Source organism: Myxococcus sp. CA056 (assembly GCF_013336715.1).
Lineage (GTDB): Bacteria > Myxococcota > Myxococcia > Myxococcales > Myxococcaceae > Myxococcus > Myxococcus llanfairpwllgwyngyllgogerychwyrndrobwllllantysiliogogogochensis.
The window spans coordinates 75,332-101,864 of the sequence record NZ_JABUMT010000020.1 but is presented as its reverse complement, the minus strand read 5'-3'; the positions used below and the strand labels follow the sequence as shown (position 1 = coordinate 101,864).

The window sequence follows — 26,533 nt, the reverse complement described above, 5'->3', positions numbered from 1 at the left end:
CGCGCCATGGCGAAGCACACGTCGCTACAAGCTCCCGCGCATCAGGTCCCGCCCTGGAGGGTGAATGAAGAGCGCGATGTTGCTGTGCCTGCTGTTGAGCGCCACACCGACCCCGACGTCGATATCCCCAGCCACGGAGAAGCCCGTCGTCCTGGCGACACCCGTGACGTCCGTGACGAGCACCACGGGGCGCCTGCGAATCGAAGTACTCGCCGACGCAGTCCCCCTTCGCCGAGGCCCTCAACGCCTGCGCATCCGAGTCACCGAAGTCGCCACGGGCAAGTCCATCCCAAGCATGGTGCTGGCCCTCCAACCGTGGATGCCCACCATGGGGCACGGGCTCGACAGCCCCGCGCGAATCACGCTTCAGGGCACGAGCGACTTCGAGGTATCGGAGCTGGACCTCTTCATGCCCGGCGCCTGGGAGCTGCGGCTCACCCTGTCGGGCTCCGTCGAGGACAAGGCAGTGGTCCGCCTCCAGCTCGCACGCTGAAGCTCACGGCCCTGTCGTGTTCACGCTCAGGGATGCGGCGCACCCGCCATCCGCTGAATCGCCTCGAAGTGCTCGAGCGTGTGCGCCAGCGCGTGCTCCGACACGAAGTCGAGTCCTTCCATCGCGCCCGCCGCCGCCTCCGCGGCCCGCGTGAACATGCGCGCTTCATAGGCCGCCACCGTGCGACTCCAGTCGGAGTCCTCGGTGAGCCCCAGTGCCAGCTCCGCCGCATCCAGCATGGCCATGTTCACGCCCTCCCCGGAGAATGGCGGCATGACATGCGCCGCGTCCCCCAGCAGCGTCACGCCCGGCCGGTGCGTCCACCGATGCCCCACCGGGAGCGCGATGATGGGACGCGGGACGATGGTCTCATTGCTCACATCGATGAACCGGAGCAGTGAAGGTGCCCACCCGGTGAACCGCGCCTTGAGCGCCGCGCGGGCACGCTCGGGAGAGGACAGGTCCACCTCGCCGTGTCGGAGCCAGTCCTCGGCCACGCGGAACATCAAGTAGACGCGGACATGCGCGTTGCTGCTGCGCTGCGCGATGAGACCCAGGCAGTCGCCGACCACGGAAACCTTGCCGCGAGGAATGAGCGCCGCGACGTCCGGATGCCGCGCGTCCACGTCGTCGATACTCAGCTCGACGAACATCACACCGGTGTAGCGAGGCTCCTCGCTCGACACGAGCGGCCGCACCTTGGACCACGCGCCATCCGCGCCCACCACGAGGTCGAACTCACCGAGCGAGCCGTGCTCATTCGCGACGCGATAGCGCCCATCCGACAGGGGTTCCACCGCGCGCACCTTGCTTCCCCACCGAATCGTCTCGGGAGGAAGGCTGTCGAGCAGGAGCGTGCGCAGTTGCTCGCGGTCAATCTCGGGCCGGCCACCACTTGGGTCTCCTCCCAACTGGAAGCGCAGCGTCCCCAGATGGTCATAGAGCGCGTCGCCCTGGTCGTCATAGCGCGCGAGCGCCTTGAACCCCGCCTCGAGCCCTGCATGGCGCAGAGCGACCAGGGCCGAGTCCTCGTGCAAGTCCAGCGAGCCACCCTGCGGACGTGACAGCCGGTGCTCATCCAGCTCGAACACCGTGGAGCCAATGCCCCGAGTCGCCAGAATCCGCGCGAGCGTCAGCCCGCCCGGTCCTCCGCCCACGATTCCAATGCGCTTTCCAGTTTGCATAGGCCCCTAATTAATATTACAAAGGGCCCTATGCAACACGAACGCAAGGCTCGCGCCTGGAACCCGGAATCCACGTCGGCTTATTGGATCAACCGCGCATCACGGCTGCTCATGCGGCTGCATGAGTCACGCTTGCGTCCGCTGGGCCTCGGCATGAGCCAGCTCCCGGTCCTGACGGCGCTCGAGGATGGAGGGACGCTGTCGCAGAAGACGCTCGCGGAGCGGGCGCGCGTCGAGCAGCCGACGATGGCGGAGATGCTCGCGCGCATGGAGCGCGACGGCGTGGTCCTGCGCGAGCCCAACCCGGAGGACAAGCGAGCAAGCCTCACCTCGCTGACTCCCCAGGCCCGCGCCCGGCTTCCCGAAGCGAAAGCGGCGCTGATGCGCGGAGAGGACGAGGCGACCGCGGGCTTCACGCAGAAGGAGAAGGCACTCCTGCGTGAGCTCCTGCAGCGCGTCGTTCAAAACCTTGAAACAGAGGGTTAGCGCCGGGTCCCTACTGGGATTCCACCGGAGCAGGGCCGTGCCCGGCGTGGCGCTGACCCTCTTCCTGCCGTCAGGACGTCAGGACACTAGAAGTTGCCGGCGCGGGCCTCTTCGAAGGGCACGCGGTGCTTCATGTACATCGTGTCCAGCATGTGGTTGCCGATGAGGTTGAGGTTGCCATCGGTGAAGCGGTGCACCACGGCGCCCTTGCCGGCGTCCTTCGCGAACGCGACGGGGTCGAAGCTGCCGCCCAGGCCGGTGAGCGTGGGCACCGCGTCCGCGTTGTTGACGTAGTGCACGTACTTCGGTCCGTCCGGGTACTTGGTGGACGCGGCGCCGAAGGTCTCCACGCTCAGCTTGCCCATCGCCTTCTCGACCTGCGCGGGGGACATGCCGTCCTCGATGCGCAGCCGGCGCTCGACGTCGAACAGCGCGCGAGCGGTGATGAGGCCGCCCTGGCTGTAGCCCATCAGGTGGACGTCGCGTCCCGCCTTCAGCTCGCCGTAGAGGGTGTCCGCCAGCGTGTCCACGGCGGGGTTCTTGCCCTTGTCCAGCTTGTCACCCACGCACTGGGCCAGGTCCGCGACGATTCCCTGCGTCGCGTTGTGGATGCCGATGACGCGCGCATCCGCCTTCTCCGCGATGGCCTTCATCTCGCCGAGCTGGTTGGCCGCCGGCGTCATGATGCCGTTGACGTAGAGGATGGTCTTCGAAGGGTTCGGGTTGTCCCGCGGGGTGACGCCCGGGATGTCCTTGAGCGGCGTGCCCGGCGCGAAGGTCTGCCCCTTGGCGCCCATGAGCTTGCCGTCCTGCGTCCGGTCCGGCTTCGAGTCCCCGCCGAACAGCTTCTTGACCTCGCTCAGGTGCGTGGCCTCGAAGACATCCTTGCCCTGCTCCAGGAAGCGCGGGACTTCCTTCAGCCCGTTCTTCGCGGCCTCCACCAGTCCGCCCAGCGGGTTCTTCAGGGACGCGCGCGAGGTCTGCGTCGAGGCGACAGGCGTGGCAGCGGGACGGTTGCGGTCGATGGGGCTCATGAAGGGCTCCCGCCCATGGGGGTGCTGGGCGTTTCCATCATTTTCTCACAGAGCCCGCACGAAGTTGCGTCGCAGGTGGGAACCCGGCCGGTTTCGGGAATGTCTGGGGCGACATCCCCGCGACATCCCTGGAGAAACCATGACGATGAGACCTGTCCTCGGTGTCCTGCTCCTGCTCTGGGGCTGCGCCTCCAGCAGTCCTTCGACGCAGCGCGCCAATTCCAAGTCAGGGCCCGCATTCATCGAGAATGATTGGGAAAGGGCGCTTCGGGAGGCGCGGGAGAAGCAGCGGCCCCTCTTCGTGGAGACCTGGGCGCCCTGGTGCCAGTCGTGTCGTTCGATGCGCTCGACGGTGCTGACCTCACCCGCCCTGGGGGAACAGGAGGGCCGCTTCGTCTGGCTCGCCATCGACACGGATGCCCCGGCCAATGAGGCCTTCCTCCAGCGCTATCCGGTGGATACGTGGCCCACCGTGCTCATCCTGGAGCCGGAACAGGGCGCGGTCCTCGTGCGCTCGCTGGGCGGAGTGTCCGTGCCCCAGTTGCTCGGGTTGCTCGCGCAGGGAGAGCAGGCCTTCCAGCGGGGGCGCGCGGGCGGGGAGGAGCTGTCCAGGGCGGACGGGCTCGCGCTCACCGGCCACCACGCGGAGGCAGCGGCGGCCTACCAGCAGGCCGTGGCGCACTGGACGCCCGAGGACTCGCGCCGGGCCAGCGCCGTGGTTTCGTGGCTCAAGTCGCTCACCGCCATGGGCGACGCGGTCTCCTGCATGCGCGTGGCGGCCCAGGAGCTTGGGCACCTGCCCCGCGTGGATGACCGCACCCGGGTGCTGTACGTGGGCATGGGCTGCGCGCTGGATGCGAAGACGGATGAGGCTCGAGCGCTGCGCGAACAACTCGCCCAGGAGGCGGCTCGGGCCCGTGAGGCGCCCGAAGGCACGCTGACGCCAGCGCTGCGCTCCTCGCTCTACGAGGTGGGCTGCGAGGTCCACGAGGCGTCGGGAGACGAGGCGAGCATGCGCGAGCTGGCGGAGACGTGGTGGCGTTTCCTGGAGGAGCAGGCCACACGCGCGCGCAGCGCCGAGGAGCGGGCCGCGCTCGACTCGCATCGGGTGATGGCGGTCGCGCTGCTGGCTCGCCCGGAGGCAGCCCTCTCGCGATTGGAGCGCAGTGAGCGGGAGCTGCCGGAGGACTACAACCCGCCCGCGCGGCTCGCCACGCTGCACCTGATGGCGGGACAGCACGAGCGGGCCCTCGCCGCCAGTGAGCGCGCGTTGTCACTCGCCAAGGGGGCCTCGCGAGGGACGGTCCTCGCGGGACAGGCGCGAATCCTCAGCGCGAGCGGCAAGCGTGCCCAGGCGGAAGCGCTGCTGACGCAGGCGTTGAGCGAGCTGGAACAAGCGTCCGTTCCCAAGAACCACCTGCAGCGACAGGTCCTCGAGCGGGTCCTCTCGCAGCTGCGCGCGGAAGGCGGCCCTCCGTCACCGTGAGCGATGGACGGGTGACGCACAGGGCCTGAGGTGCATCCGCATCAGGCTGGGCGCGCGGTGGACGTTTTCCGCGGGGCGTTGGCGGTCCACGCGACGGGGCCTCGACACGGACATTCGGTGCCGCTGGACGACGAGGTGCACGTCGCCCCGCCGGAAAGTCCATTGCGCTCCACCCGATTCATAGCTAGATATATAGCGCGCTATGAATGTGGAGGTGCGACATGGAAGTGGATCTTCTTGCGGGACTTGGCGTGGGCTTTCTGGGCAGCCGTCTCAAGCGACTCGCCGAGCGGATGCAGGCCGACGCGGCTGAAGTGGCCCGCTCGTTGGACCTGCCAGTCCAGCCAGCCCAGATGTCGATGTTGATGACGCTCCGCCTGCACGGCCCGATGACGGTGGGAGAACTGGCCGAACGGTTGCGGGTGGCCCAACCCACGGTGACTCGCGCGCTCGGGACCCTGGAAGACTTCGTCGAAGTGCGGCGCTCGCCGGACGACCAGCGCGCCAAGCGCCTGGCGCTGACAGAAAAGGGCGAGGCCCTGATGGTCCGCGTCCAGACGCAGTTGTTGCCGCGCATCGAGCCCGCCGCGGCCTCGCTGGTCGAGGGGTTGTCGGGCGATTTCATGCAGGGCCTGACCAGGGTGGAGGCGCGGCTGGCGGAGTCCTCGTTGCTGAGCCGGAGCGAAGCCGCCGGTCCGCCCGCGATGTGGGCGCGCGACTTCTCCGACGACCTGGCCGAGGCCTTCCATCGGATCAACGCCGAATGGATTCAGGACATGTTCACCCTCGAGGAGAACGACATCGCCCTCCTGTCGAAGCCGCGTGAGCTGATCCTCGACAAGGGAGGCGTGGTGCTGTTCGCCGAGACGCCACGACTGGGCGTGGTCGGGACCTGCGCCCTGATGGTGTCCAAGGGCGGCTGGGTCGAGTTGACCAAGATGGGCGTCTTGAAGAGCGCCCGGGGCCTGAAGGTCGGCGAGTTCCTGCTCGCGAAGACCCTGCAGCGGGCCTCCAGCCTGGGGTTCGACAAGGTCTACCTGCTGACCAACAAGAAGTGCGCGCCAGCCATCCACCTCTACGAGAAGCTGGGCTTCGTGCACGACGCGGAGATCATGCGGCTGTTCGGGGCGCGCTACGCGAGATGTGACGTGGCGATGTCATACAGGCCGAGGGGTGACCTGAATCCCCTGCCCCCGTCTTCACAGCGGGAGTCATGACCGAGTGGCGGTTCCCGAACGTCGACCTGACCATTCACATGTTTCGCCAGCCCGTCGGCGCCTGAGCTGGCTTCGACACGCGCGCAACCTTGATTCGGCTACCTCGTCACGAGATGCTCCCAGCAGATTTTCCCCGCGATGGAGTTCATCATGACGAGCCTGGCAGCGCTTCCCACGGATCAAAAGAAGATCAACTGTGTCTGGATTGGGAACGGACTGATCAGCTGCCAGTCGGCGTTCAACATCCTGAGTTGGATATCGTGTGGCTGGACGGTCACCATCTACAAGCACCCTGCCCCGCAGGGGAATGCCGCCGTGAGCGCGATCTTCCACGAGGATGCCCGTTCCGCGCTCGAGTCCCCCAAGGTCACCGAGGAGACCCTCTCCGTGGTTTCCCTCACGGACGCTCTCGAAGCCGCGACCACGGTCATGCCAACCACCCGGGCACTCCTGCGTCGGTGGATTGGTGACATCGGCGTCGGCTACACCAGCTACGCCATCGGAGACCTGACCAAGTCATTTATCGCAGGCACTCGCGTGGGCATCGTGCTCGACCTGAAAATCGGCCCCAGCCAATGGGTCCATGATTATCCGTCAAAGCCATTCACCGAAACCTTCATCAGCTTCTCCCGAACGGGTGCTTTTGATGTGGAGAACCAGTGCCTGGGCAGCCTCAACCTTGAAGTTTCAAACGAGTACGGCCAAATCTTCGACCTGAGCGCGAGCGGCCTGGAAAACGCCACCTTCGACCAGCAAACCAATGCAGAGGCGGTTTTCGGCTCCATCACGAGCAAGCACCAACTCGCGTTCAATAATTTGAAACGCAAGCGGAAGGGTACGGACGTGAAGACAACGGACAGCACCAAATGGGAGTTCTTCGAGATTGGCAGCAACAAGAACTCAGGTCCGTTTCGCGTCTACCAGAAGCCGGGTTACTTCAACTGGAAACAGGGAGAGTACCCGGAGCAGAAGAAGGAGAATCTGGTGCTTGTCGCCGATGAACTGAAGCGCGACCACGGCACCATGCAGAACACGCGCGTACCCGCTCCATTCAAGCACGACAGCAACTTCTACCTTCAATACATCCAACCCCTGGCCCATGAATCCATCAAGGACCTCAGAACGACGATTGAGAAGATCGACAAGGAGATCCAAGAGGGCAAGAAGCTATAGCCTCATGTCGAGCGGACAGGTCCCCGACGCACAGGGCCCACCAGCCACGGCGAACACCTCGATTCGAGTGAGGGTCGCCGTTCGGCCAGTTCGGCGCGGTCTGGCTGTCGGGGCGGGGCATCCGACCTCAAGGCTCACTTGCCGCCGCGAACCGTCACGCCGAGCCGTTTCATCATCGTGCGCACCGTGCCCCCGGGGTCCTTCGCCGTGCCACGGCCGACTTCACCCAACAGGCGCGCGGCCTCCGAGGCATTGCCGCTGGCGCGCCGCAACGCGGCTTTGAGGGCCATGCGCTCCAGTCGCTCGATTTCGGCGCGCAGGTTCATCGTCCCCAGCGTCACCCGGCGCTCGACCTCGTGCTCGGACACCAGCGCGGAGCTGCTCGCGCGCTCGCGCTGCCACAACCGCCGCGGCAGATCCGACACGAGCAGTTCGTCCCCGGCGCGCTTGGCCACCAGCGCGCCGTAGATGACGTTGCGCAGCTCGCGGACGTTGCCGGGCCACGGATAGGCGCGCAGCACGTCGAGCGTCTCGGGTGTCGCGCTCCGGACGCGCGGACTGTCCGGCGCCGGCTCCTCGACGGCGTAGTAGCGCTCCATCCAGTGCAGCACGAGTGGCGCCACGTCCTCCTGCCGCTCGCGCAAGGGGGGCAGGTGAATCTGCACCGTGGCGAGGCGCTCGTAGAGGTCCTCGCCGAACAGGCCGCGCTCGATGAGTTGCCTCAAGTCACGATTGGTCGCCGCGAGGATGCGGAAGTCCACCTTGCGCCACGCGTTCTCTCCCAGTCGCGAGATGACCCGGTCCTCCAACACGCGCAGCAGCTTCGACTGGAGCGCATGCGGCGTGTCGTCAATCTCGTCCAGAAGCACCGTGCCGCCCTCGGCCGCGGACACCAGTCCGTCATACCCATGGACCGCGCCGGAGAAGGCGCCCTTCGCGTAACCGAAGAGCTCGCCCTCCATGAGTTCATTGGGGATGGCCGCGCAGTTGATGGGCACGAACGTGTGCGAGCGCCGCTCGGACCACTCGTGGATGAGCCGTGCGGCGACCTCCTTGCCCGTCCCCGTCTCTCCGGTGAGCAACACCGGCATCGAGGTGCGAGCGGCCTGGGCGAGTTGGGCGAGCAGCGCCTTCGCCGCCGCGCTGTGCGCGATGAGCGTCCCGGGCACCTTCGGCGCCGGAGCCTCGATGAGGCTCTCCTCCAGCCGCCGCAGCAGCCGCGCCTCCCAGCCGCTCGTTCCCTTCCAGAACACGTCCATGGCCCCCTGCTCCACCGCGAGCCGGAGCGCGTCGACGGGGACGGCCCTTTCACACAGCCACAACCACCGCCCCGTCTTCGGCGCGCTCGCGAGCCGAGGCTGCGCGGAGCACACCACCGTCACCCGGGGCTCGGCTCCTCCGAGTCGCCAGCCCGCATCATTCAAATGCTGGAGCAGGGCTCGTCCTGGAGCAGGACCTTTCCAGAGGAGTTTGCGCATTCCACGATTCAAACATGGAAGTGGCATGATTTGAATCAGGTGCCGGTCACGCGACTCCAGGAGTTCCAGCCACTTGGCCCTGGCAGGGCGCATGCACTGAGGGGGGCACCCGCATTCCCGCGGGCCGTGGGAGAAGGGCCTCATGGAATACAACGTGGTTCTGGTCGGGGTCGCGCTGCTGCTGGGTATCGGGCTGGTGCTCGTGCTCAGCGGCTTGCAGGTGATCGGCGAGAACGAGTCGGGGTTGGTCATCAAGAAATACGGCGCGCCGCTGCCGCCCGGAAGGCTGGTCGCGGTGGAGGGCGAGGCAGGCTACCAGGCGCAACTGCTCCCGCCGGGGTGGCACTTCGGCTACCCGTTCTGGCGCTTCAAGGTGACGCACGTCCCGGTGGTCGTGGTGCGGCAGGGACACATCGCGCTCGTCGTCGCGAACGGCGGCGCGCCGATTCCGGCCGGAAACATCCTCGGTCGCGAGGTGGGCTGCGACGACTTCCAGGACGCGCGTGCGTTCCTCGACGATGGCGGGCAGAAGGGCCGCCAGCTCGCCTTCCTCACCGCGGGCACCTATCGCATCAACCCCGCGCTGTTCACCGTCATCACCCCGGAGAACGCGGAGGAGTTCGACATGTCCGCCGAGGACCTGGAGGTCTTCAACATGGGCATGGACAAGGTGGGCATCGTGACGACGTTGGACGGCCGCCCCATTCCGGCGGGGGACCTGGCGGGCGCGCCGGTGGACGGACATGACTCGTTCCAGAGCGCGCAGCGCTTCCTGGACGAGGGGGGCTGCCGAGGCCTGCAAGAGCAGGTGCTGCTGTCGGGCTCGTGGAACCTCAACCCGTGGTTCGTGCGGGTGGAGCAGACGCCGATGACGGAGGTCCCCATCGGCTACGTGGGCGTCGTGGTCAGCTACGTGGGACGCGAGCACCTGGACGTGTCGGGAGACGAATTCACCCATGGAGACCTCGTCGAGCGCGGGCGCAAGGGTGTGTGGATTGAGCCGCTGCTGCCCGGCAAGCACCCGCTCAACACGCGGGTGATGAAGGTGGAGTTGGTGCCCACGACGAACATCGTCCTCAACTGGGCCCAGCGGACCGAGCAGCACAAGTACGACGAGAAGCTCAGCCCCATCACCGTGCGCTCGATGGATGGGTTCAGCTTCACGCTCGATGTGTCGCAGATCATCCACATCAGCATGAAGCAGGCGCCGCGCGTGATTTCCCGCGTGGGCTCCATGCAGAATCTGGTCGACCATGTACTTCAGCCCACGGTGGCCAACTACTTCCGCAACTCCGCGCAGCAGGTGTCGGTGCTGGAGTTCCTGTCCGCGCGCACGGACCGCCAGCGAGAAGCGTATGAGGCCATCCGCGGCGCGTTGGGCGCGTATGACGTCGAGTGCATCGATACGCTCATCGGCGACATCCAGCCGCCCGCGGAGCTGATGAAGACGCAGACGGACCGGAAGATCGCCGAGGAGCTCCAGCGCACCTACGAGGTGCAGCGCGAGGCGCAGGTCCGGCGCCGCGAGCTGGAGCGCGCGACGTCGGTGGCGAACATGCAGGGCGAGGTGGTGCGCAGCGAGCAGATGGTCGCCATCAGCGAGAAGGGTGCGCTCGCCGTGGAGGAGACGGCCAAGGGCGAGGCCGCCCGCACGCGGCTGCAAGCGGAGGCGGAGGCCCACGGCATGAGGCAGCGCGCGGAGGCGGAGGCCCACGGCATGAGGCAGCGAGCGGAGGCGGAGGCGACGGCGAAGCGACTGCACGGCGGCGCGGAGGCCGAGGCGACGCGGCTCGTGGGCGAGGCGAAGGCGGAGGCGTATCGGACCGGCGTGACGGCGCTCGGTGCCCAGGCGTTCACCGCGGTGCAGTTGGCCACGGTGCTTGCGCAGCACGGGGTCAAGCTCGTCCCGGAAATCGCGTTGGGTCAGGAGGGAGCGGGAGGGCAGGGGCTGCTGGGTGCGCTGATGGCGCGGGTGCTCCAGAGCGGGGCCACGCCGCAGGTGCCGCAGCGGCCTTCGAAGCCGCCGCAGGCCAACGGCATGGTGCACGGCCCCAAGGAGGCGTGAAGTCCTGATGGCGAAGGCCGCGCACCCACGGAAGGACGCGGGTGCGCGGAGGGTGTCGAGCGTGGGAGGGCTATTGGCCGAAGCGGCGAGACAAGAACTGCTGCGGGCGCTCCGGGCGCTCCCTCAAGGCGCCGGGCCCGCCGCGTTGCGCGGCCTCGCCACGCTCCTCGAAGCCGCGGTCGAGGTGGAGGAGGAGGTCGACCCGCGCATCGCGGACGAGCTCATCCGGGTCCTGGGCCCGGTGATGGGGGAGGATACGCCGGTCACCGTCGCGGAGGCGGCGGCGGTCGCGACCGGAAGTGATGCGAAGGTCCTCGTCGCCATGCTGACGGGACTTCGCGGAGCCCTCTCGGAGCTGCGTGCGCTGAAGGTGGGGCTCACCGGGGAGTGCGTTGGCGCGCTGTCACGGGCGGAGCTGCTGCTCCAGCAGACGCCAGCCACCGCGACCCGGCTGGCGTTGGAGAGCGCCATGGCGGGGGCGCGCACGAAGCTCGCGAGCGAGCTCTCCCGGCTCCATGCGCCTGTTCCCATCACGTCAGCGGAGGTGCTTCCCATCGCACGCTGGGTGCTGGGAGACGGACCTCCGCCCGCGGGCGCGGCGGTGCTGGAGCTGGCGCGGCGCCTGGATGACTTCTGTCATCGCGCGCCATTGACGCCCCTCGACCTCGAGGAACTCCGAGTGCTCGCACGGAAGGCGGATGCGGAGCGCGAGTCACCTGGATGGCCCTGGGTGCTGGAACGACTGCGCACGGTCAGACCGCGATTGATGCCGCGGCGAGTGCTGCCCCCTCTCTATCGGTCCCTGGCTGGGGCCCAGGTGGAGGTCACCCAGGGAGCGTTGTCGCTCGAGGACCTGTTGCGGTGACTCTGGAGCGCCGCCCCACCACCATTCGGACCCGCCTTGTCCGAATGAGGGCCGATTCCACCCTATATGCCTCCTACCGTGCTCCTCGCCCTCCCCCGTCGGGGAATGACACAGGAGTGAACGTGAACAAGGAGCAAGCAGTGGTGCAGAAGGACGTCGTGCCAACCCGGGACGGAGCACGTGCCTTCGATTTCTGGGTCGGCCGGTGGGACATCCACAATCGACGCCTGCGCGAGCGGCTCAAGGGCTCCACCGAGTGGATCGAGTTCAAGGCCACGAGCGTGGCCCGCCCGCTTCTGGGCGGAATGGGAATCGAGGACGAGTACCGCACCGACTACTGGAGCGGCTTCATCGGCTCCGCGTTCCAGTTCTTCAATCCGGAAACGAAGCAGTGGTCCATCTACTGGGTGGACAACCGCCGCGGCGCCCTTGAGCCGCCCGTGGTCGGCTCGTTCACGGACGACGTTGGCATCTTCGAGGGCGTGGACACCTTCGAGGGTCAGCCCATCCGCGTCCGCTACACCTGGTCGCGCGTCACCACGGCGAAGCCGCGCTGGGAGCAGGCGTTCTCCTCGGACGGCGGGAACACGTGGGAGACGAACTGGGTCATGGATTTCTCCCGGGCCGATGGCTAGGGCCTGAGAATACGAACTCCAGAAGCGGGCGTCCCCCTTACGCCCAGCTCCCGGAGTCCGCGTGGACGAGGGCTACGGCTGGGCGAGTTCGTTGAAGATGAGCAGGCCGCGCGAGGAGTCCGCCGCGTACACATACCCGTCGCCGGGCACGCGAATGCCGAGCAGCCCCTCGAAGGGGCTCTCGGTGCGGTAGGGGTCCGCCTCGCGGAAGGTGTTGTAGTGGGCCACCTGCCGGGGGCGCGTGGGATTGGACACATCCAGCACACGCACGCCGTCCTGGTACCAGGCGATGTAGAGGAGATTGTCGCGCAGGAGGAGGTTGTGGATGGAGGTGAAGGGCCGGTGGGTGCGGAACTCGCCAATCTTCACGATGCGCTCCGGACGGGTGACGTCGAGCACGCGCAGATGGGCGTACTGGAACTCTCCGCCCTCGAAGGCGATGGTCCGCCCGGCGAAGGTACCCACCGCGCTGTGGTGCGCGAAGGTGAAGTCCGGACGGACGTACCCACCCAGCTCGCGGACATGGTCCAGGTCGGTGACGTCCACGACGAAGTAGCCGCGGAAGGCATCACTGACATACAGGCGGTTCTCGTACACGAAGGTGTCGTGGGGACCGCCCAGGAGGGCCGCGTCGGGCAGCGCGATGACCGTCAGCAGACGCGGCGACAGCGGCTCCGAGATGTCATGCACGAAGGTGCCGGTGCCAGGCGCCATCGAGTAGAGCCGGTCTCCATCGACAAGCACCGTATGTGTCCCCGTGCCTCCCGTGGTGAGGCCACGGATGAACAGGGGCTCGGCGGGCTGGGAGATGTCGTAGACGAGCGTCCCCGAGGTGTTGCTGGCGATATACAGGGCATCACCCTTGGCCCAGACCCCGTTCCAGGTGTTGTCCCCGGGGAGGGAGAGGGTCTTCTTGAGGACGGGCGCGCGCGGGTTGCTGACGTCGAAGATGGAAAGGCCGCCCGTGCGGACCTGCTTGGGAATCGAGACGACGTAGGCGTGCCCCTTGGTGACGTAGAGGTCCAGGGGGTGGCCCAGGGGAGTGTAACCCTCGGAGAGCAACTCCAGGCCACCGGAGGACTCGGGCTCTCCTCCCCACCTGGAGACCCGATGCGCCTCGAAGGTTCCCGACCGGATGAGCCGCGCCCGGTAGCAGTAGGCGAAGCACCCGGTGATGATGTCGGTCTCCTTCTGCTCGCAGCCCGCCAGGGTGATGGCGGCCGTCGAAGCAGGAGCGAAACCACGCACGAAGAAGCGCCCAGGTCCCGTGTCCCTCAGTGGCAAGGGCACATAGAACATGTTGCCGCCATCCTCCGTGAAGTGGACGCCCCCCACCTCGATGACGGCGTTGCCCCCGTCCGGAACGGGCCGTGCGTCCCGGAGCGGGTACAAGTAGATGGACCCGGCCTCCACCTCGGACAGCGAGCCGAGATTGCACTGGGAGAGGTCGAAGCGGGACAGCTCCTCGCACGTCGTGGCACCCGCGTCCCGGGTATCGAAGGTGCACGGCGCGAAGGGCCCCGTGTCCAGGATGTCTCCGCGCTCTTCGAGCTCGGTATAGGTGCCATCCCAGACCACGGGTCCCGCGTCGGGGAGCCCCGCATCAGGCGACCCGGAGTCGGAGGAGTCCGGGTCGGGTGAGTCCTCACAGCCAGAGAGACACACGGACATCAACAGCAACCCGGTGAACAGCAGGACCCGAAGGGACATCGCCATGTGGAACCTCCTGGAAGGCCACCATGAAGGGGCATGGGTGCCATTCCGGAGGAGACGACGCTGCCGCGCGTTTTCCCTCAGGCCTTCGATGAAACCCCATCCGCTGGTGGCACTGCCCGCGTGCCCAGAAGCCAGCGGAGGGTGACGCCCGAGGCCCTCAGGCGTTCGGGCATCACCCTCCCTCAAGCGGCGCCTCTCACTGGCAGTTCGGAGGTCCCATGCAGGAGAAGGTCAGCGTCACGTCCGCGTTGGCCTCCTCCGGCGTCGCGAAGCACTCGCCCCTCTCCTCCACGGCGTTGCAGACGCCCCGAGGGCACTGAGCCGCCGCGTTCTCGCGGGCATCCCGGCTCGCCGAGAGATAGGCCCCAGCGCACCGCGGGTGGACTCCGTACCCTGCGACCACGCGTCGCTCGGGCTGACACGTGCAAGCGGTGACCGAGGGACAGTAGGTCCGCGTGCCATCGCACTCCACCCATCCTCCGTTGTCCACCCCGGAGGTACAGACACCGCTCGCGGAGCCGCAGGACACCGTGGTGTTGGTGCACTGCTGCGTCACCTGACACGACAGCTCCGCTTCGCGGCTCTCCAAAGTGAGGCCGTCGCCGCCCGGCGACTCAGCGCCACAGGCCGACAGCGTCGTCGCCACCAGGAATGCGGCACAAACCAGGCGCACATCGAATTGCATTCGCATGCCAATACCCCCGTCGTCGTCATTCAATGCGTCAATGTCACACAGCCATCACACGGCCCATGGATTCGCGAGGCATCGCCACGACGCGCAAGCCCCGGCGCCCGAATCCACATGGGAATGCGAGATACCACCCACAACGACACCGGGCCGCATCCGCATCACCTTGTGAATCGAGAGCGACGGGAGTCTGCACTTGCGTGCCTGGGCAGGGCAATCCCTGAATTCTGGGTTGCACATTCTCGAAGCCCCCTGAGCGCATGGAGGCCGTCCTCACGGCCAGGTCCCAAGGTCCCCGGGGCCGCCGCCCCGGAAGCGAATCCCCCGCAGGTGGAGGGCCCCATCGACAACGAGGGAAGGAGGACCGCGCACCGCATTGCCTGCAACGAGAAGTTCTGTCTGTCGAAGAGCTCCGACGAACTCCTTGCATGCGAGCACCTGAATTGCCTGAACGACTCCCTGGTCGCCTCCGACCTCAAGGGCTACGCCTCAGCTGTCCGGAGCGTCGAGCATCCGCAGAAGCAGAGCTTGGAGGCGCTGCTGGTCCGCGGTGTTGAGCCGCTCCGTGAGTGGTGCGAGCGCCTGTTGGACTTGTGAATACAGGCGCTCGACGAGCTCCGCGCCCTGGTTCGTTAGAAAGACGTCGATGGCCCTGCCGTCTTCCGCGCTTGGCGAGCGCGCTACGAGCCCTCTCTTCTCAGCCCGGTCGATGAGTCCCGTCATCGTCGACTTCTCAAGGCCCAGATAGTCGGCGAGCGCGACCATGCGGAGGCGCCGGTCCCGGAGTATTCCGCAGACTCGAAGCAGGGTGAGGGACAGGTCGTTTTCGGCGCCGAGCCTGTTGAGCACGGAGGTCGTGACGAAGGCGGCGCGTACGAGGGCGTCCACCAGCCCCTCGTTGGGCACGGAGGATTGTGTTGGCTTCTTCATTGGGGATTCATCTTGACGTAGTTCGTATTACGAATCAAATTTAGTTCGCACTACGAATCTACTCCAGTGGAGGGGAATTCATGAAAGCCGCCGTCATCACCTCGTTCGAGCACCCACCGCGCTACGAAGACTTCGCTGACCCCGTTCCCAAGGGCCGTGACGAGTTGCTCGTCGACGTGCTCGCTGTCGGTCTGCATCATCTCACCCGCGCGAGGGCCGAGGGCTCGCACTACACGAGTACCAGCGTCCTCCCGCTCATCCCGGGTGTCGACGGCGTTGGGCGCGGTGCTGACGGCAAGCTGCGCTACTTCGTGGTCGACGGCACGCAGACAGGCTCGATGGCCGAGAAGGTGGTGATAGAGGTCGACCACAGCATCGTGCTCCCGCGCGATATCGATGCGATGACCGTCGCGGCGGCGATGAACCCCGCCATGGGGGCATGGCTCGCGCTGCGATGTCGAGTGCCCTTCAAGAAGGGGCAGAAGGTCCTCATCCTGGGAGCCACGGGGAATGCTGGAAGCATGGCCGTGCAGATAGCCCGGCACCTGGGGGCGCGGCAGATCATCGCGACAGGTCGTGATGAGAAGAAGCTCGCGAAGCTGCCCGGACTCGGTGCGACGGAGGTTGTGGCGCTGGGGGATGCTCGACTGGGGTCCCTCGCACGCGAGGTCGATGTCGTGCTCGACTTCATCTGGGGGGAAAGTACGCCACAGGCCATGGACATGGTTGTCAGAGCACGTGCGGACCGAGAGCGACCGCTTGCATGGGTTGAAATTGGCTCGGTTGCAGGGCAGACCGCCGCCATTCCGGCAGCCCTTTTGCGTGCTTCGCGTCTCCAGCTGATCGGCAGTGGGCTTGGGTCGGTGCCAGGTCGCGATATCGTCAAGGAACTGCCGGCGCTCGTGAAAGAGATTGCGCGCGGTACGTTTCACCTCGATGTGAAGGCGATGCCTCTCTCCGACGTGGAGCGAGCGTGGACCGAAGCAACGCACACGAACGAGCGCATCGTCCTGACTCCATGAGGGCTGTCTCCGCTCTCCGGCTCGTCGACAAAGAAGAAGTATCAGTTAGCGGATGGCGAGATCTTCTTCGCGGCGGGGAATGGGGAGTCGAACGCGAGCAGCGTGGTCAACATCTCCTGTGGTTCTCCATCGCCTGAGACCGTGGACCGCTGTGTTGACCCCTCCAGCAAAAGGAGATGCCACTGAGCGCCTCCTTTCAGCGGCTGTGCTCACCCAAGTGACGAGCACGATGGTGCTGGCATGGGACCCTGAATGGGCGTCTTCACGTCCGACAATCATCGGGACGACGTATCGAAATTCGAGGATACCGGCACGTTCGAGGAATCTCGGAGGGGAGCGTTCTTCTCATGATGCCAGGGGCACGGGTAGTCCCGCGCCGCCCCTCAGTGCCGTGACGGAGGAAGCGGCTCGTGGGGCTCCTCGGAGACCTGCTGCTCCACCTGCTTCCTCACCAGCCGCTTCGTCGCGGTCTCCTCCTCTTCCGTCCGCTGCCGCCGCCGCACCAGCCCCTGGCTCTCATCCACGAACCAGAAGATGACCCGGAAGAAGGCGGCGATGACGGTGACGAGCAGCGAGGACAGCAACCACTCCAACGCCCACCCAGGCCAACCACCCACCACCACGTCGATGGCGTACGTCCCCGTGAGCGGCACCAGCACGAAGGCCACGTAGTGCGACAGGCAGTAGGGACACGACGCCAGATATCCCCACCACGTGTCCTTGCCACCCAGCCGCTCGCGCAGCGGCGCGAAGATGCGCTCGCGGGCGATGGTCTGCGACACCCCCATCACCACCGCGGACACCGCGAAGAGCTGGAACAGGTTCTCCATCCCCCCAAGGTGGCGATGACGGGGCGAGACAGGGACGCACGTCGCACAACCGCCACCTCGCTCGCCTGGATGCCGCCACGTGCCCCACCCGCTCCCACTGTCGGCCGGAAGACAGTCGGAAGAGTCTTCGAAATACCCCCCTGTAAAAACGAAAGGGTGCCGCCCTTAAGCACCCTCCCCCCTTGATGCAAACCCGCGCATTCACTTGGGAACGCTTGGGAAGGGCCGTGGCACATGCATTGCGAAGGACCCGTCCCGTGCCGCCGACGCGCGGCTCCCACCGGCCCCCTTCCCCGAGAGACGCCATGCAGGAAACCTCCCACTTCTCCTCCCCGGATTCCCTCTCCACGTACCTCTCGGAGATCAACCAGTACCCGCTGCTGACGCAGCCGAAGGAGCAGGAGCTGTCGCGCCGCTTTCGCGGGGGAGACCTGATGGCCGGCCACCAGCTCGTCACGGCCAACCTGCGCTTCGTGGTGAAGGTGGCCTACGAGTACCGCTCCTACGGCCTGAAGATGTCGGACCTCATCCAGGAGGCGAACATCGGCCTGATGAAGGCCGTGCAGAAGTTCGACCCGGACAAGGGCATCCGCCTCATCTCCTACGCGGTGTGGTGGATTCGCGCGTACATCCAGAACTGCATCCTGCGCAACTGGAGCCTGGTGAAGCTGGGCACGACGCAGGCGCAGCGCCGGCTGTTCTTCAGCCTGGCGCGCACCCGCCGCGAGCTGGAGCGCATGGGCGCCGGCGACGCGAGCGTCGTCAACGCGGAGGAGATTGCCCGCAGGCTGAACGTGAAGGCCTCCGAGGTGCGCGAGATGGAGCAGCGCATGGGCGGCCGGGACTTGTCGCTCGACGCGCCCGTGGGCGAGGACGGCGACGCCACCCACCTGGACTTCGTCGAGTCCTCCGCCGCGTCCCACGAGGACGAGGTGGCCGACCGCCAGCAGGCGGGCCTCACCCGCGACCTCGTGCAGCGCGCCCTGCGCCGCCTGGACCCGCGCGAGCGCTTCATCATCGAGAACCGGGTGATGGGTGACGCGGAGATGACGCTCAGCGAGCTGGGCGAGCACTTCGGCTTCTCCCGCGAGCGCGCCCGTCAGCTCGAGATTCGCGCCAAGGACAAGCTCAAGGCGGAGCTGGCCCTCCTGATGGCCGACGCGGGCCTGGACGCCGCCGCCCTCGCCTGACCCGCACCGACGCCCTCACGGGGTCGCTGACTCACATCGAGTCCGCCTTTCGAAAGAAGGGCGGACTCATTCGTTTCCAGGCCCTACGTCCCTGGCCTGCTCGCCGGGGGTCCACCCGACCTCCTCCTCCGGAAATGCGCGCGAGGCCGAAAATCCGGCCCGCGCGGCGCCGTGGGCCCTTTCCCGTCGACGCGCGGCCTCCCCACCCGAGGCCCGCTGTCCGGGACGGCCCCTCCCGCGAACCCTCCAGGTCAGTCCCCTGATTCCACGTCCATGCTCCGCGCGCCTCGGGGGCAGGACGTCCTACGTGCGCTGACGCCCGCGAAGCGCACCGCCGGAATCCGCCCCTTCGCGTGACATCAAATACAGACGCACGGGGTTTCAACAGACATCCTCCTCACCAAGTCAGACAAACCCACCCCCATTGACACACTGGCTTTCCCTGTTACTGTTTGACCATCTCGCGAATCAATCTTCGCGTGAACCATTCAGCGGCTGTGGCGAACGGTCGGCGGTTGGATCTTCGCTCGCGAAAACCCCGGCGGCCCTCCGGGTCTCACCACCCTCATCAATCACAGACACGCCCGGCGCGCGTGCTGGAGGAGTCTCGTCTTGGGCAAGCTGGGAGGCACCTTGGAGCTGGTCCGCAGGCGTCTGGATGAGTTCATCCGGAACGCGGAGGCGGCGCCCCGGCAGGAGCCGTGGGTCGTCCTCTCCAACCTGACGGACAGCGAAGGGCGTCCCGCGGCGCCCGCGCGAGACGCGGTGGTGATGTTCCTGGCGAACATCCGGCACGAGACCATCGTCAGCACCTACAACCGCAACGTGCCCGTGTCGCCGGACGCGTACGGCCTCATCGCGCCACCGCTTTTCATCGACCTCTTCGTCCTGCTGTACGCCAACTTCGAGGACCAGGCGTACCCCGTGGGGCTGGAGGCCATCTCCCACGTCATCAGCTTCTTCCAGCAGACACCCTGGTTCACCCAGCAGAGCCTGCCGGGGCTGGACCCGGACATCGACAAGCTCACGTTCGAGTTCGTCGACCTGGACCTCCTGGGCCTCAACCACCTGATGGGGCTGGCGGGTGTGAAGTACCTCCCCTCCGTCTTCTACAAGGTCCGGATGATTCCCTACCGGGGCGAGGCCATGCAGGGCCAGGTGTCCGCGGCCAAGGGTGTCGAAGCGCCCGGCCGGCCCCAGGGGATGCAGCCATGAGGCGCTTCCGACGCGCCAACGAGCGCTCCCTGGATGGCCCCCTGCGGCTGCGGCAGGGCGACCTGCCCCGCCTCGCCAGGGCCCTGGCCACGAACGAGTCGCTCGACGACTATGACGTGCCGCCGCGCCGCTACACCTTCGAGCGACTGCTGTCGGTGGACCTGCGGCACACCTACTTCAACCGCTCCGAGGGGCGCTGTCCGGCCCTGGTCTGCCGGCCCACGGCGGCGACGGCGGCGACGCTCAGGGACCTGGGCCTGCTCTTCCGCGACGAGGGCACGGCCTTCTCCGTCCTCTACGACTTCAACCGCCGCGCGCAGTTGCTCAAGGCGATGGAGCGACGCGAGAAGGCGGGCCAGTGGACGTGGCTGTCCTTCGTGCTGATTCCCGACACGCCCTTCTTCGTCAACTTCACCGACCTGCCCAGCGACTTCCAGCCCGCCTCGGACAACCTCTACTTCAGCAACCGCCAGGCCCACTTCGCCGGACAGCCGCCGGAGCCCACGGACCAGGAACTCCACTGCACGGCCACCAGGACCTTGCCCATCCTGCTCAACCCGGGCGAGCAGGTCACCGCCGCCAGCCGACAGCGCGTGGCCCAGGTGCAGATGCAGGTGCCGCTGCTCCCGGAGACCGCCGAAATCGTCCTGCTCGACATCTCGGGGGAGGAGGTCCTCTGCAAGCCGTGCAGCATCCCGGTCACGCTGCTCCTGGGGAAGCAGGCGCCCTCCGCCATCTCCTGTCAGCAGGTGCGCGTGGCGCGCGGGCCCGGCATTCCCGAGCAGCGCGTGGGCGACTTCGCCTACCTGGACCTCGCGGCCCTGCCCGAGGGCCTCTACACCGTCCGCCAGCTCGACCTCGACGGCGGGATACTCGTCGAGAGCAAGGTCCTCTACACCCAGGCGTACCCGACGCCGCTGGCCTTCCTCGACCTGGTGCTGGCCAAGCCGAACCCCGACGACACGGGCCTGTATCCCCTGTGTGATTTGCACCTGGGCGCGGAGCAGACCCGCGTCGTCCCGCTGCGCGCCGAGCTGCGCTTCGAGCGGCGGAAGACCCGCTGGTGCTACTTCGTCGTGCCGCCCCAGGGCGTCCGCTACGACGCGCTGCGACTGCTCGACGTGGGCTCGTCCCAGCCCGTCACCTTCTCCGGCCCGGTGCCCGTCCAGGTCCCCGGCGCGGGAGTGACCTACCGCTTCATCGCGGACCAGGACCTGCCGCTGCAGGAGGTCCCCGACTACGTCTTCGAACTCCAGGGGACGCGCGAACAGAGCCTCTTCGAGAGCACGCTGATGTCCAACGTGCCCGTGGCCTCGCCCGCGCTGGTGCTGCCCCGGGTGGGCCCGCTCCCCGGTGTCCCGCGCGGCACCAGACCTTCCGGCATGCCCCAGGGGCCACGGCCCTCCCCCCTCGATCGGCGGGATTACTCGGACATCTACCTGAACCTCTGAACCCCGAAGCCCCACCCACGAAGCGAAGAGAGGACCCGATGCCCATCAGGACAGCCCGTAAAACCCCCGGCGTCTATGTCACCGAGTTGGACGCCTTCCCGCCCTCCGTCGTCGGCATCCAGACGGCGGTGCCCGCGTTCATCGGCTACACCAAGACGGCGACGCTCAGCGGCAAGCCCATTCCCAACAAGCCCGTCCTCATCAACTCGCTGGCCGACTACCAGCAGATTTTCGGCGGGGCGCCGGATCCGACGTTCGACCTCACCGAGGTCACCGACACCACCAAGCAGAAGTCGGGTGACTACGACTTCAAGGTGTATGACAGCGCCGGCGCCACGCCCGGCTGGAAGTACTACGACCTGGTCCCCAAGGCGGGCACCAAGTACGTCCTCTTCAACAGCCTGCGTCTGTTCTACGCCAACGGCGGCGGCACCGCGTACATCGTCTCCGTCGGCGACTACACGAGCACGCTGGATGCGCCCACGCTCGTCGGCGGCCTGGACATCATCGCCGAGCAGGTGGGCCCCACCATGCTCGTGGTGCCGGACGCGGTGAACCTGGCGGCGCTGGCGGACTACGGGACGGTGGCCACCGCCATGCTCGCCCAGTGCGGCGCGCTGCAGGACCGCGTGGCCGTGCTGGACGTGTATGGCTCCGCCAGCGTCACGCAGACGACCCTGCCCACCGTCATCTCCGACTACCGGGGCGTGCTGGGCAGCAAGTTCCTCAACTACGGGATGACGTACTTCCCCTTCCTGCACACCACGGTGCAGGAGCTGAGCGACTTCGACTACACCAACATCCAGACGGACGCGACGCTCAAGACCATCCTGCTGGCGGAGAGCGCCAACCTCTACACCAACGCGCCCTCGCGCAAGACGGCGGTGGACGCGGACATCGCCAAGATTGGCACGGTGACGGCGCCCGAGGACATCCAGGTGCTGAACCAGAACCTCACCGCCGCGCTGCCGCTCCTCACGGACATGCTGCGCATCATCTCCCGCAAGGACGATGTGCTTCCGTCCAGCGGCGCCATGGCGGGCATCTACACCTGGAACGACGCCAACCGGGGCGTGTGGAACGCGCCGGCCAACGTCAGCCTCACCGGTGTCACCAGCACCACGTTCAAGCTCAACAACGAGCAGCAGGCGGACCTCAACGTCCCGGTGGATGGCAAGGCCGTCAACGCCGTGCGCGAGTTCGTGGGCCGGGGCTCCGTCGTCTGGGGCGCGCGCACGCTGGACGGCAACAGCAATGACTGGCGCTACATCCAGGTGCGCCGCACCCTCACGTACGCCGAGCAGTCCATCAAGGCCGCGTTGGACCGCTTCGTCTTCGCCGCCAACGACGGCAACACCTGGGCCTCCGTCACGTCCATGGTGTCCAGCTTCCTCCAGGGGCTGTGGTCCCAGGGAGGCCTGTTGGGCGCCACCGCGTCGGATGCGTTCAGCGTGGAGTGCGGCCTCGGCAGCACCATGACGGCCCAGGACGTGTTGGAGGGCTACATGGTCGTCCAGGTCACCCTGCAGATGATCCGCCCCGCGGAGTTCATCGAGCTGACCTTCAAGCAGAAGATGGAAGGCGCCAGCGCGTAGCGCCCGCCCGACTTCGACGACTGATTCCACCCTTCACGAATTCACCGAGGAGCCGCCATGGCAGGAGAAGTCCAAAACGATATCTGGCCGTTGCCGAAATTCTATTTCTCCGTCCAGTTGGGGGACGACACGTCCGTCAGCTTCCAGGAAGTGGATGGCCTGGAGACGGAGACGCAGGTCATCGAGTACCGGCACGGCAACAACCCCAGCTTCTTTCCCATCAAGATGCCGGGACTGGGCAAGGTCGGCAACGTGAAGATGCGCAAGGGCATCTTCATCAACGATGCCCGCTTCTGGGATTGGTACAACGAAATCAAGATGAACACGATTGCCCGGCGGACGGTCATCATCAGTCTGCTGGATGAGCAGGGCGCACCGAAGATGACGTGGACCCTGAACAACGCGTGGCCCACGAAGCTCTCCGGCACGGACCTCAAGTCGGAAGGCAACGAGGTCGCCGTGGAGTCGCTCGAGGTCGCCTTCGAAACGCTCGTCGTCGCCGCGCCGTAATCACAGCCATCGCCATGTCCGAACCCTACTATCCGCCAGGCGCGTTCTACTTCAGCGTCTCCGTCCTCGGCTCCGCGACCCTGCTCGCGGCGGCGAGCGATTTGGATGCCTCCTTCCAGGAGATTTCCGGCATCGAGGCCCGCTGGGACACGGAGGACGTCACCGAGGGGGGCGAGAATCGCTTCACGCACAAGCTGCCCAAGGCCGCCAGGTACTCAAACCTGGTGCTCAAGCGGGGCGTGGTGACGCGGGACTCGTTCCTGGCGGAGTGGTTCGGACAAAGCGTGGGCTCGGGGCTGTCATTGCCGCTCCTGCCACAGAACATCCTCGTGCTGCTGCTCAACGAGGATGGCCTGCCGCTGGTGGCGTGGGGCTTCATCAACGCCTGGCCGCTGCGCTGGGAGGTGTCCCCGATGAGCTCCCAGGAGAACCGCATCCTCACGGAGTCGCTGGAGCTGTCCTACAACTACTTCGAGCGCGTGAATCTGGGCAGCCCGGCCTCTGTCGCCGTCAAGCTGGCCCAGCTCACGTCCCGGCTGATGTGAGGCGCGCGCCATGGCCCTGGAAGTCAACGAGGTCGGCATCCAGATGAGCGTGCGGGGCGGCTCCGGCGAGGCGATTCCGGAGACGCCCAGCACGCCCGTGGGCGACTGCGGCTGCGACGACGAGAAGCAGGCGCACCAGAAGCTGGTGGAGGACTGCGTGCGCCGCGTCCTCCAGGTCTTGAAGGCGCGACAGGAGCGGTAGCGATGGGGTTCTCCGGCAGCCTCGAGAAGATGAACGTCATCGCCTACCAGAAGTCCGACTTCACGTCGGAGGTCGGCAGCTACACCGTGTACATCAACCCGGCGTCGTACTCGCAGACCTACTGCGTCAAGTACAACGACAACCAGACCCAGGGCAGCCCCGGTGGCTCGCCGGACTTCAACCGGATTCCCGCGGACACGGTGGAGCTGGAGCTGGTGTTCGACGGCACCGGAGTCGTCCCCAGTCCGCTGCCAGGACTGATGCCCTTCACCGACGACGGCATCGCCGAGCAGGTGTCCAAGTTCAAGAACCTGGTCTTCACCTACAACGGGAACATCCACAGCCCCAACTACCTGAAGCTGTCGTGGGGCACGTTCCTGTTCAAGTGCCGGCTGTCCAAGCTGAGCATGACGTACACGCTGTTCAAGCCGGACGGCACGCCGCTGCGCGCGCGGGCCAAGGGGACCTTCCTTGGCTACAACGACGAGGTGGAGCTGGCGCTCAAGGCGCGGATGAACTCGCCGGACCTGACGCACGTGCGCACGGTGCAGGCGGGAGACACGCTGCCGTTGATGTGCTTCCGCATCTACGGCTCCAGCACGCTGTATCTGGAGGTGGCGAAGGTCAACGGGCTGTCGGACTTCCGGCGGCTCACCGTGGGCTCGCAGCTGATGTTCCCGCCGCTGCAGGGGAGCCAGGCATGACCACGCCCTATCCGGAGAAGAACGAAGGAGCGCTGGCGACGTTCACCATCGAGTCGAACGGTGAGGTCATCCCCAAGACGTACCAGGTCCTCAGCGTGGACACGTGGCTGGGTGTCAACAAGCTGCCGCGCGCGAAGCTGGTGCTGTTCGACGGCAGCGCGTCCACGGGCCTGTTCCCCATCAGCAGCCAGGACATCTTCATCCCCGGGGCCAAGGTGGTCATCTCCGCCGGCTACGACGGAGTGAACACGCGCATCTTCAAGGGCATCGTGTCCAGCCAGGGCCTGGAGATTGACCAGTCCTCCGGCTCCAAGCTCGTGGTGGAGCTGACCGACGAGGCGATGAAGATGACGCTGGAGCGCAAGAGCGGCTTCTTCGAGAAGGTGAAGGACAGCGCGCTCATCCAGACGCTGCTGTCGCGCAACGGGCTGGCCAGCGACGTGACGGCCACGACAGGGGTGCACGAGGAAATCGTCCAGTACTACGCCACCGACTGGGATTTGATGGTGACACGGGCGCAGCTCAACGGCCTGGTCGTCATGGCGGACGGCGGCGAGGTGACGGTGGCCCCGCCCAACACCTCCCAGGCGCCCGTGCTGAACCTCACCTATGGCCGCTCCATCCTGGACCTCCAGGTGGAGATGGACGCCACCACCCAGCTCGACGCGTCCTCCATCAAGGGCTACACCTGGGACGCGGGCGCGCAGAAGCTCATCGAGTCTGGACCGCGCAGTGTCTCCGTGAAGGAGCAGGGCAACGTCACCTCCGCGGACCTGGCGAAGGTGTTCGGCGCGAAGAAGTTCGCGCTCCAGACGGGCGCGGAGCTGCAGTCCGCGGACCTCCAGGACTGGGCCTCCGCGGAGCTGCTCCTGTCGAAGCTGGCGAAGATTCGCGGCTCGGTGCGCTTCCACGGCAGCGCGCTGGCGCATGTGGGGAAGATGCTGGAGTTGGGGGGCGTGGGGCCGCGCTTCAACGGCGTCGCCTTCATCAGCGCCGTGCACCACCACATCGAGGACGGGCGCTGGATGACGGCGGCGGACTTCGGCCTGTCGCCGCGCTGGTTCACCGTGGAGAACCCCGACATCGCGGCGCCGGACGCGGCCGGACAGCTCCCGCCGATAAAAGGGCTGCAGACGGGCGTGGTGCAGCAGGTGGCCAAGGACCCCGGCGGCGAGCTGCGCGTGCAGGTGGGCCTGCCGCTGCTCCAGGAGCCGAGCAAGGGCGTGTGGGCGCGGCTGGCGACATTCTATGCATCCAGCGGCGTGGGGGCGCTGTTCTATCCGGAGGTCGGCGACGAGGTGGTGGTGGGCTTCATGAACGAGGACCCGCGCCACGCCGTCATCCTCGGCTCCGTGTACAGCAAGCAGCACGCGCCGGCGTCCGCGCCCGACGAGAAGAACACGCGCAAGGCGGTCGTCACGCGCTCCAAGCTGGAGCTGTCGTTCGATGACGAGAAGAAGGTCATCGTCATCAAGACGCCCGGCAATCACATCGTGAAGCTGGACGACTCGTCCGGCGCCATCTCCATTCAAGACAGCAACGGCAACACCGTGTCCCTGTCCAAGGGCGGTATCGCCTTGGACAGCGGCAAGGACGTGAAAATCACCGCGAAGGGAAACGTCGCGGTGAAGGCGGGCGCCAACCTGACGCTGGAAGCCACGGGCAACGTCTCCGTGAGCGGCAAGCAGGTGGCGAACAAGGCGTCCGTGAGCTTCTCCGCCAGCGGCAATACCCAGACCGAGGTGAAGTCCGGTGGAATCCTCACCGTCCGCGGCTCGCTGGTGAAAATCAACTGAGCGCTGTCCCCGAAAGGTGCGCC

25 protein-coding genes and 1 pseudogene are annotated in these 26,533 nt (G+C 66.7%); 19 read left to right on the top strand and 7 right to left on the bottom strand.

Annotation, left to right across the window (positions count from 1 at the left end; genetic code table 11):
• Positions 1 to 64: 64 nt before the first annotated feature.
• Positions 65 to 493 (top strand): hypothetical protein, encoded by a 429-nt coding sequence (locus HUA76_RS41310; protein WP_174464009.1) that lies wholly within the window; start codon positions 65 to 67, stop codon positions 491 to 493.
• A 26-nt stretch (positions 494 to 519) separates the two neighbouring features.
• Here the strand turns inward: HUA76_RS41310 and HUA76_RS41305 are convergent, their stop codons facing one another.
• Positions 520 to 1,677 carry an NAD(P)/FAD-dependent oxidoreductase gene (locus HUA76_RS41305; RefSeq protein WP_174457725.1) on the bottom strand — a complete coding sequence of 386 codons (1,158 nt, stop codon included), beginning with the start codon at positions 1,675 to 1,677 and terminating at the stop codon, positions 520 to 522.
• 30 nt (positions 1,678 to 1,707) lie between these two features.
• On the opposite strand from HUA76_RS41305, the gene HUA76_RS41300 reads away from it, so the two are divergent.
• Positions 1,708 to 2,163: a MarR family winged helix-turn-helix transcriptional regulator gene (locus HUA76_RS41300; protein ID WP_174464008.1), complete on the top strand. Its 456-nt coding sequence runs from the start codon at positions 1,708 to 1,710 to the stop codon at positions 2,161 to 2,163.
• An 86-nt stretch (positions 2,164 to 2,249) separates the two neighbouring features.
• Here HUA76_RS41300 and HUA76_RS41295 read toward each other — a convergent pair whose 3' ends face one another.
• Complete coding sequence (locus tag HUA76_RS41295; RefSeq protein ID WP_141641425.1) at positions 2,250 to 3,197, bottom strand: hypothetical protein; 948 nt, start codon at positions 3,195 to 3,197, stop codon at positions 2,250 to 2,252.
• Positions 3,198 to 3,336: 139 nt separating this feature from the next.
• On the opposite strand from HUA76_RS41295, the gene HUA76_RS41290 reads away from it, so the two are divergent.
• From HUA76_RS41290 to HUA76_RS41280, 3 genes are all read left to right on the top strand, one after another.
• Positions 3,337 to 4,683, top strand: coding sequence for a thioredoxin family protein (locus HUA76_RS41290; protein ID WP_174457727.1), 1,347 nt, complete (start codon positions 3,337 to 3,339; stop codon positions 4,681 to 4,683).
• Between the two features lie 221 nt (positions 4,684 to 4,904).
• Entirely contained in the window at positions 4,905 to 5,900 is a 996-nt protein-coding gene (locus tag HUA76_RS41285) for a bifunctional helix-turn-helix transcriptional regulator/GNAT family N-acetyltransferase (RefSeq protein WP_174464007.1), read from the top strand.
• Positions 5,901 to 6,050: 150 nt separating this feature from the next.
• A complete protein-coding gene (locus HUA76_RS41280; protein ID WP_174464006.1) occupies positions 6,051 to 7,073 on the top strand; it encodes a hypothetical protein in 1,023 nt (340 codons plus the stop codon).
• A gap of 134 nt (positions 7,074 to 7,207) precedes the next feature.
• Here HUA76_RS41280 and HUA76_RS41275 read toward each other — a convergent pair whose 3' ends face one another.
• Positions 7,208 to 8,551 (bottom strand): sigma 54-interacting transcriptional regulator, encoded by a 1,344-nt coding sequence (locus HUA76_RS41275; RefSeq protein ID WP_174464005.1) that lies wholly within the window; start codon positions 8,549 to 8,551, stop codon positions 7,208 to 7,210.
• 142 nt (positions 8,552 to 8,693) lie between these two features.
• Between HUA76_RS41275 and HUA76_RS41270 the strand changes: the two genes are divergently transcribed.
• From HUA76_RS41270 to HUA76_RS41260, 3 genes are all read left to right on the top strand, one after another.
• Positions 8,694 to 10,616, top strand: a complete 1,923-nt coding sequence (locus HUA76_RS41270) for an SPFH domain-containing protein (protein WP_174464004.1) — start codon at positions 8,694 to 8,696, stop codon at positions 10,614 to 10,616.
• 7 nt (positions 10,617 to 10,623) lie between these two features.
• The gene (locus tag HUA76_RS41265; protein ID WP_174464003.1) at positions 10,624 to 11,481 is read left to right on the top strand and encodes a hypothetical protein; all 858 of its coding nucleotides are present in this window, start codon (positions 10,624 to 10,626) and stop codon (positions 11,479 to 11,481) included.
• Between the two features lie 122 nt (positions 11,482 to 11,603).
• Positions 11,604 to 12,116 carry a hypothetical protein gene (locus HUA76_RS41260; RefSeq protein WP_371823598.1) on the top strand — a complete coding sequence of 171 codons (513 nt, stop codon included), beginning with the start codon at positions 11,604 to 11,606 and terminating at the stop codon, positions 12,114 to 12,116.
• A gap of 72 nt (positions 12,117 to 12,188) precedes the next feature.
• Here HUA76_RS41260 and HUA76_RS41255 read toward each other — a convergent pair whose 3' ends face one another.
• The 3 genes from HUA76_RS41255 to HUA76_RS41245 form a co-directional block, all read right to left on the bottom strand.
• Positions 12,189 to 13,832: an LVIVD repeat-containing protein gene (locus HUA76_RS41255; protein ID WP_174457730.1), complete on the bottom strand. Its 1,644-nt coding sequence runs from the start codon at positions 13,830 to 13,832 to the stop codon at positions 12,189 to 12,191.
• 196 nt (positions 13,833 to 14,028) lie between these two features.
• Entirely contained in the window at positions 14,029 to 14,523 is a 495-nt protein-coding gene (locus HUA76_RS41250; RefSeq protein WP_141641432.1) for a hypothetical protein, read from the bottom strand.
• 486 nt (positions 14,524 to 15,009) lie between these two features.
• Positions 15,010 to 15,450: a MarR family winged helix-turn-helix transcriptional regulator gene (locus HUA76_RS41245; protein WP_174457731.1), complete on the bottom strand. Its 441-nt coding sequence runs from the start codon at positions 15,448 to 15,450 to the stop codon at positions 15,010 to 15,012.
• A gap of 80 nt (positions 15,451 to 15,530) precedes the next feature.
• On the opposite strand from HUA76_RS41245, the gene HUA76_RS41240 reads away from it, so the two are divergent.
• On the top strand, positions 15,531 to 16,472 hold the full coding sequence (locus tag HUA76_RS41240) for a zinc-binding dehydrogenase (protein ID WP_174464002.1): 942 nt from the start codon (positions 15,531 to 15,533) through the stop codon (positions 16,470 to 16,472).
• Positions 16,473 to 16,524: 52 nt separating this feature from the next.
• Positions 16,525 to 16,725: pseudogene (locus HUA76_RS46630) on the top strand (Imm52 family immunity protein); the annotation flags it as partial.
• 130 nt (positions 16,726 to 16,855) lie between these two features.
• Here the strand turns inward: HUA76_RS46630 and HUA76_RS41235 are convergent.
• Complete coding sequence (locus HUA76_RS41235) at positions 16,856 to 17,302, bottom strand: hypothetical protein (protein WP_174457733.1); 447 nt, start codon at positions 17,300 to 17,302, stop codon at positions 16,856 to 16,858.
• A 305-nt stretch (positions 17,303 to 17,607) separates the two neighbouring features.
• Here HUA76_RS41235 and HUA76_RS41230 point away from each other — a divergent pair, with 305 nt between their 5' ends.
• The 9 genes from HUA76_RS41230 to vgrG all read left to right on the top strand — a co-directional run bounded on the left by HUA76_RS41230 (position 17,608) and on the right by vgrG (position 26,510).
• Positions 17,608 to 18,492: an RNA polymerase factor sigma-32 gene (locus HUA76_RS41230; protein ID WP_141644334.1), complete on the top strand. Its 885-nt coding sequence runs from the start codon at positions 17,608 to 17,610 to the stop codon at positions 18,490 to 18,492.
• A gap of 612 nt (positions 18,493 to 19,104) precedes the next feature.
• A complete protein-coding gene (locus tag HUA76_RS41225; RefSeq protein ID WP_174457735.1) occupies positions 19,105 to 19,707 on the top strand; it encodes a DUF4255 domain-containing protein in 603 nt (200 codons plus the stop codon).
• On the top strand, positions 19,704 to 21,158 hold the full coding sequence (locus HUA76_RS41220) for a hypothetical protein (protein WP_174464001.1): 1,455 nt from the start codon (positions 19,704 to 19,706) through the stop codon (positions 21,156 to 21,158). The genes HUA76_RS41225 and HUA76_RS41220 overlap by 4 nt, the downstream gene beginning before the upstream one ends.
• Before the next feature lie 38 nt (positions 21,159 to 21,196).
• The gene (locus tag HUA76_RS41215; protein WP_174464000.1) at positions 21,197 to 22,753 is read left to right on the top strand and encodes a phage tail sheath C-terminal domain-containing protein; all 1,557 of its coding nucleotides are present in this window, start codon (positions 21,197 to 21,199) and stop codon (positions 22,751 to 22,753) included.
• Between the two features lie 57 nt (positions 22,754 to 22,810).
• On the top strand, positions 22,811 to 23,263 hold the full coding sequence (locus HUA76_RS41210) for a phage tail protein (RefSeq protein ID WP_141644330.1): 453 nt from the start codon (positions 22,811 to 22,813) through the stop codon (positions 23,261 to 23,263).
• Between the two features lie 14 nt (positions 23,264 to 23,277).
• A complete protein-coding gene (locus HUA76_RS41205; RefSeq protein ID WP_174457738.1) occupies positions 23,278 to 23,808 on the top strand; it encodes a phage tail protein in 531 nt (176 codons plus the stop codon).
• 10 nt (positions 23,809 to 23,818) lie between these two features.
• A complete protein-coding gene (locus HUA76_RS41200) occupies positions 23,819 to 24,010 on the top strand; it encodes a DUF5908 family protein (RefSeq protein ID WP_141644328.1) in 192 nt (63 codons plus the stop codon).
• Between the two features lie 2 nt (positions 24,011 to 24,012).
• A complete protein-coding gene (locus tag HUA76_RS41195; RefSeq protein ID WP_174457739.1) occupies positions 24,013 to 24,714 on the top strand; it encodes a LysM peptidoglycan-binding domain-containing protein in 702 nt (233 codons plus the stop codon).
• A complete protein-coding gene (vgrG, locus tag HUA76_RS41190) occupies positions 24,711 to 26,510 on the top strand; it encodes a type VI secretion system tip protein VgrG (protein WP_174463999.1) in 1,800 nt (599 codons plus the stop codon). Before HUA76_RS41195 ends, vgrG begins: the two co-directional genes overlap by 4 nt.
• Positions 26,511 to 26,533: the final 23 nt, after the last annotated feature.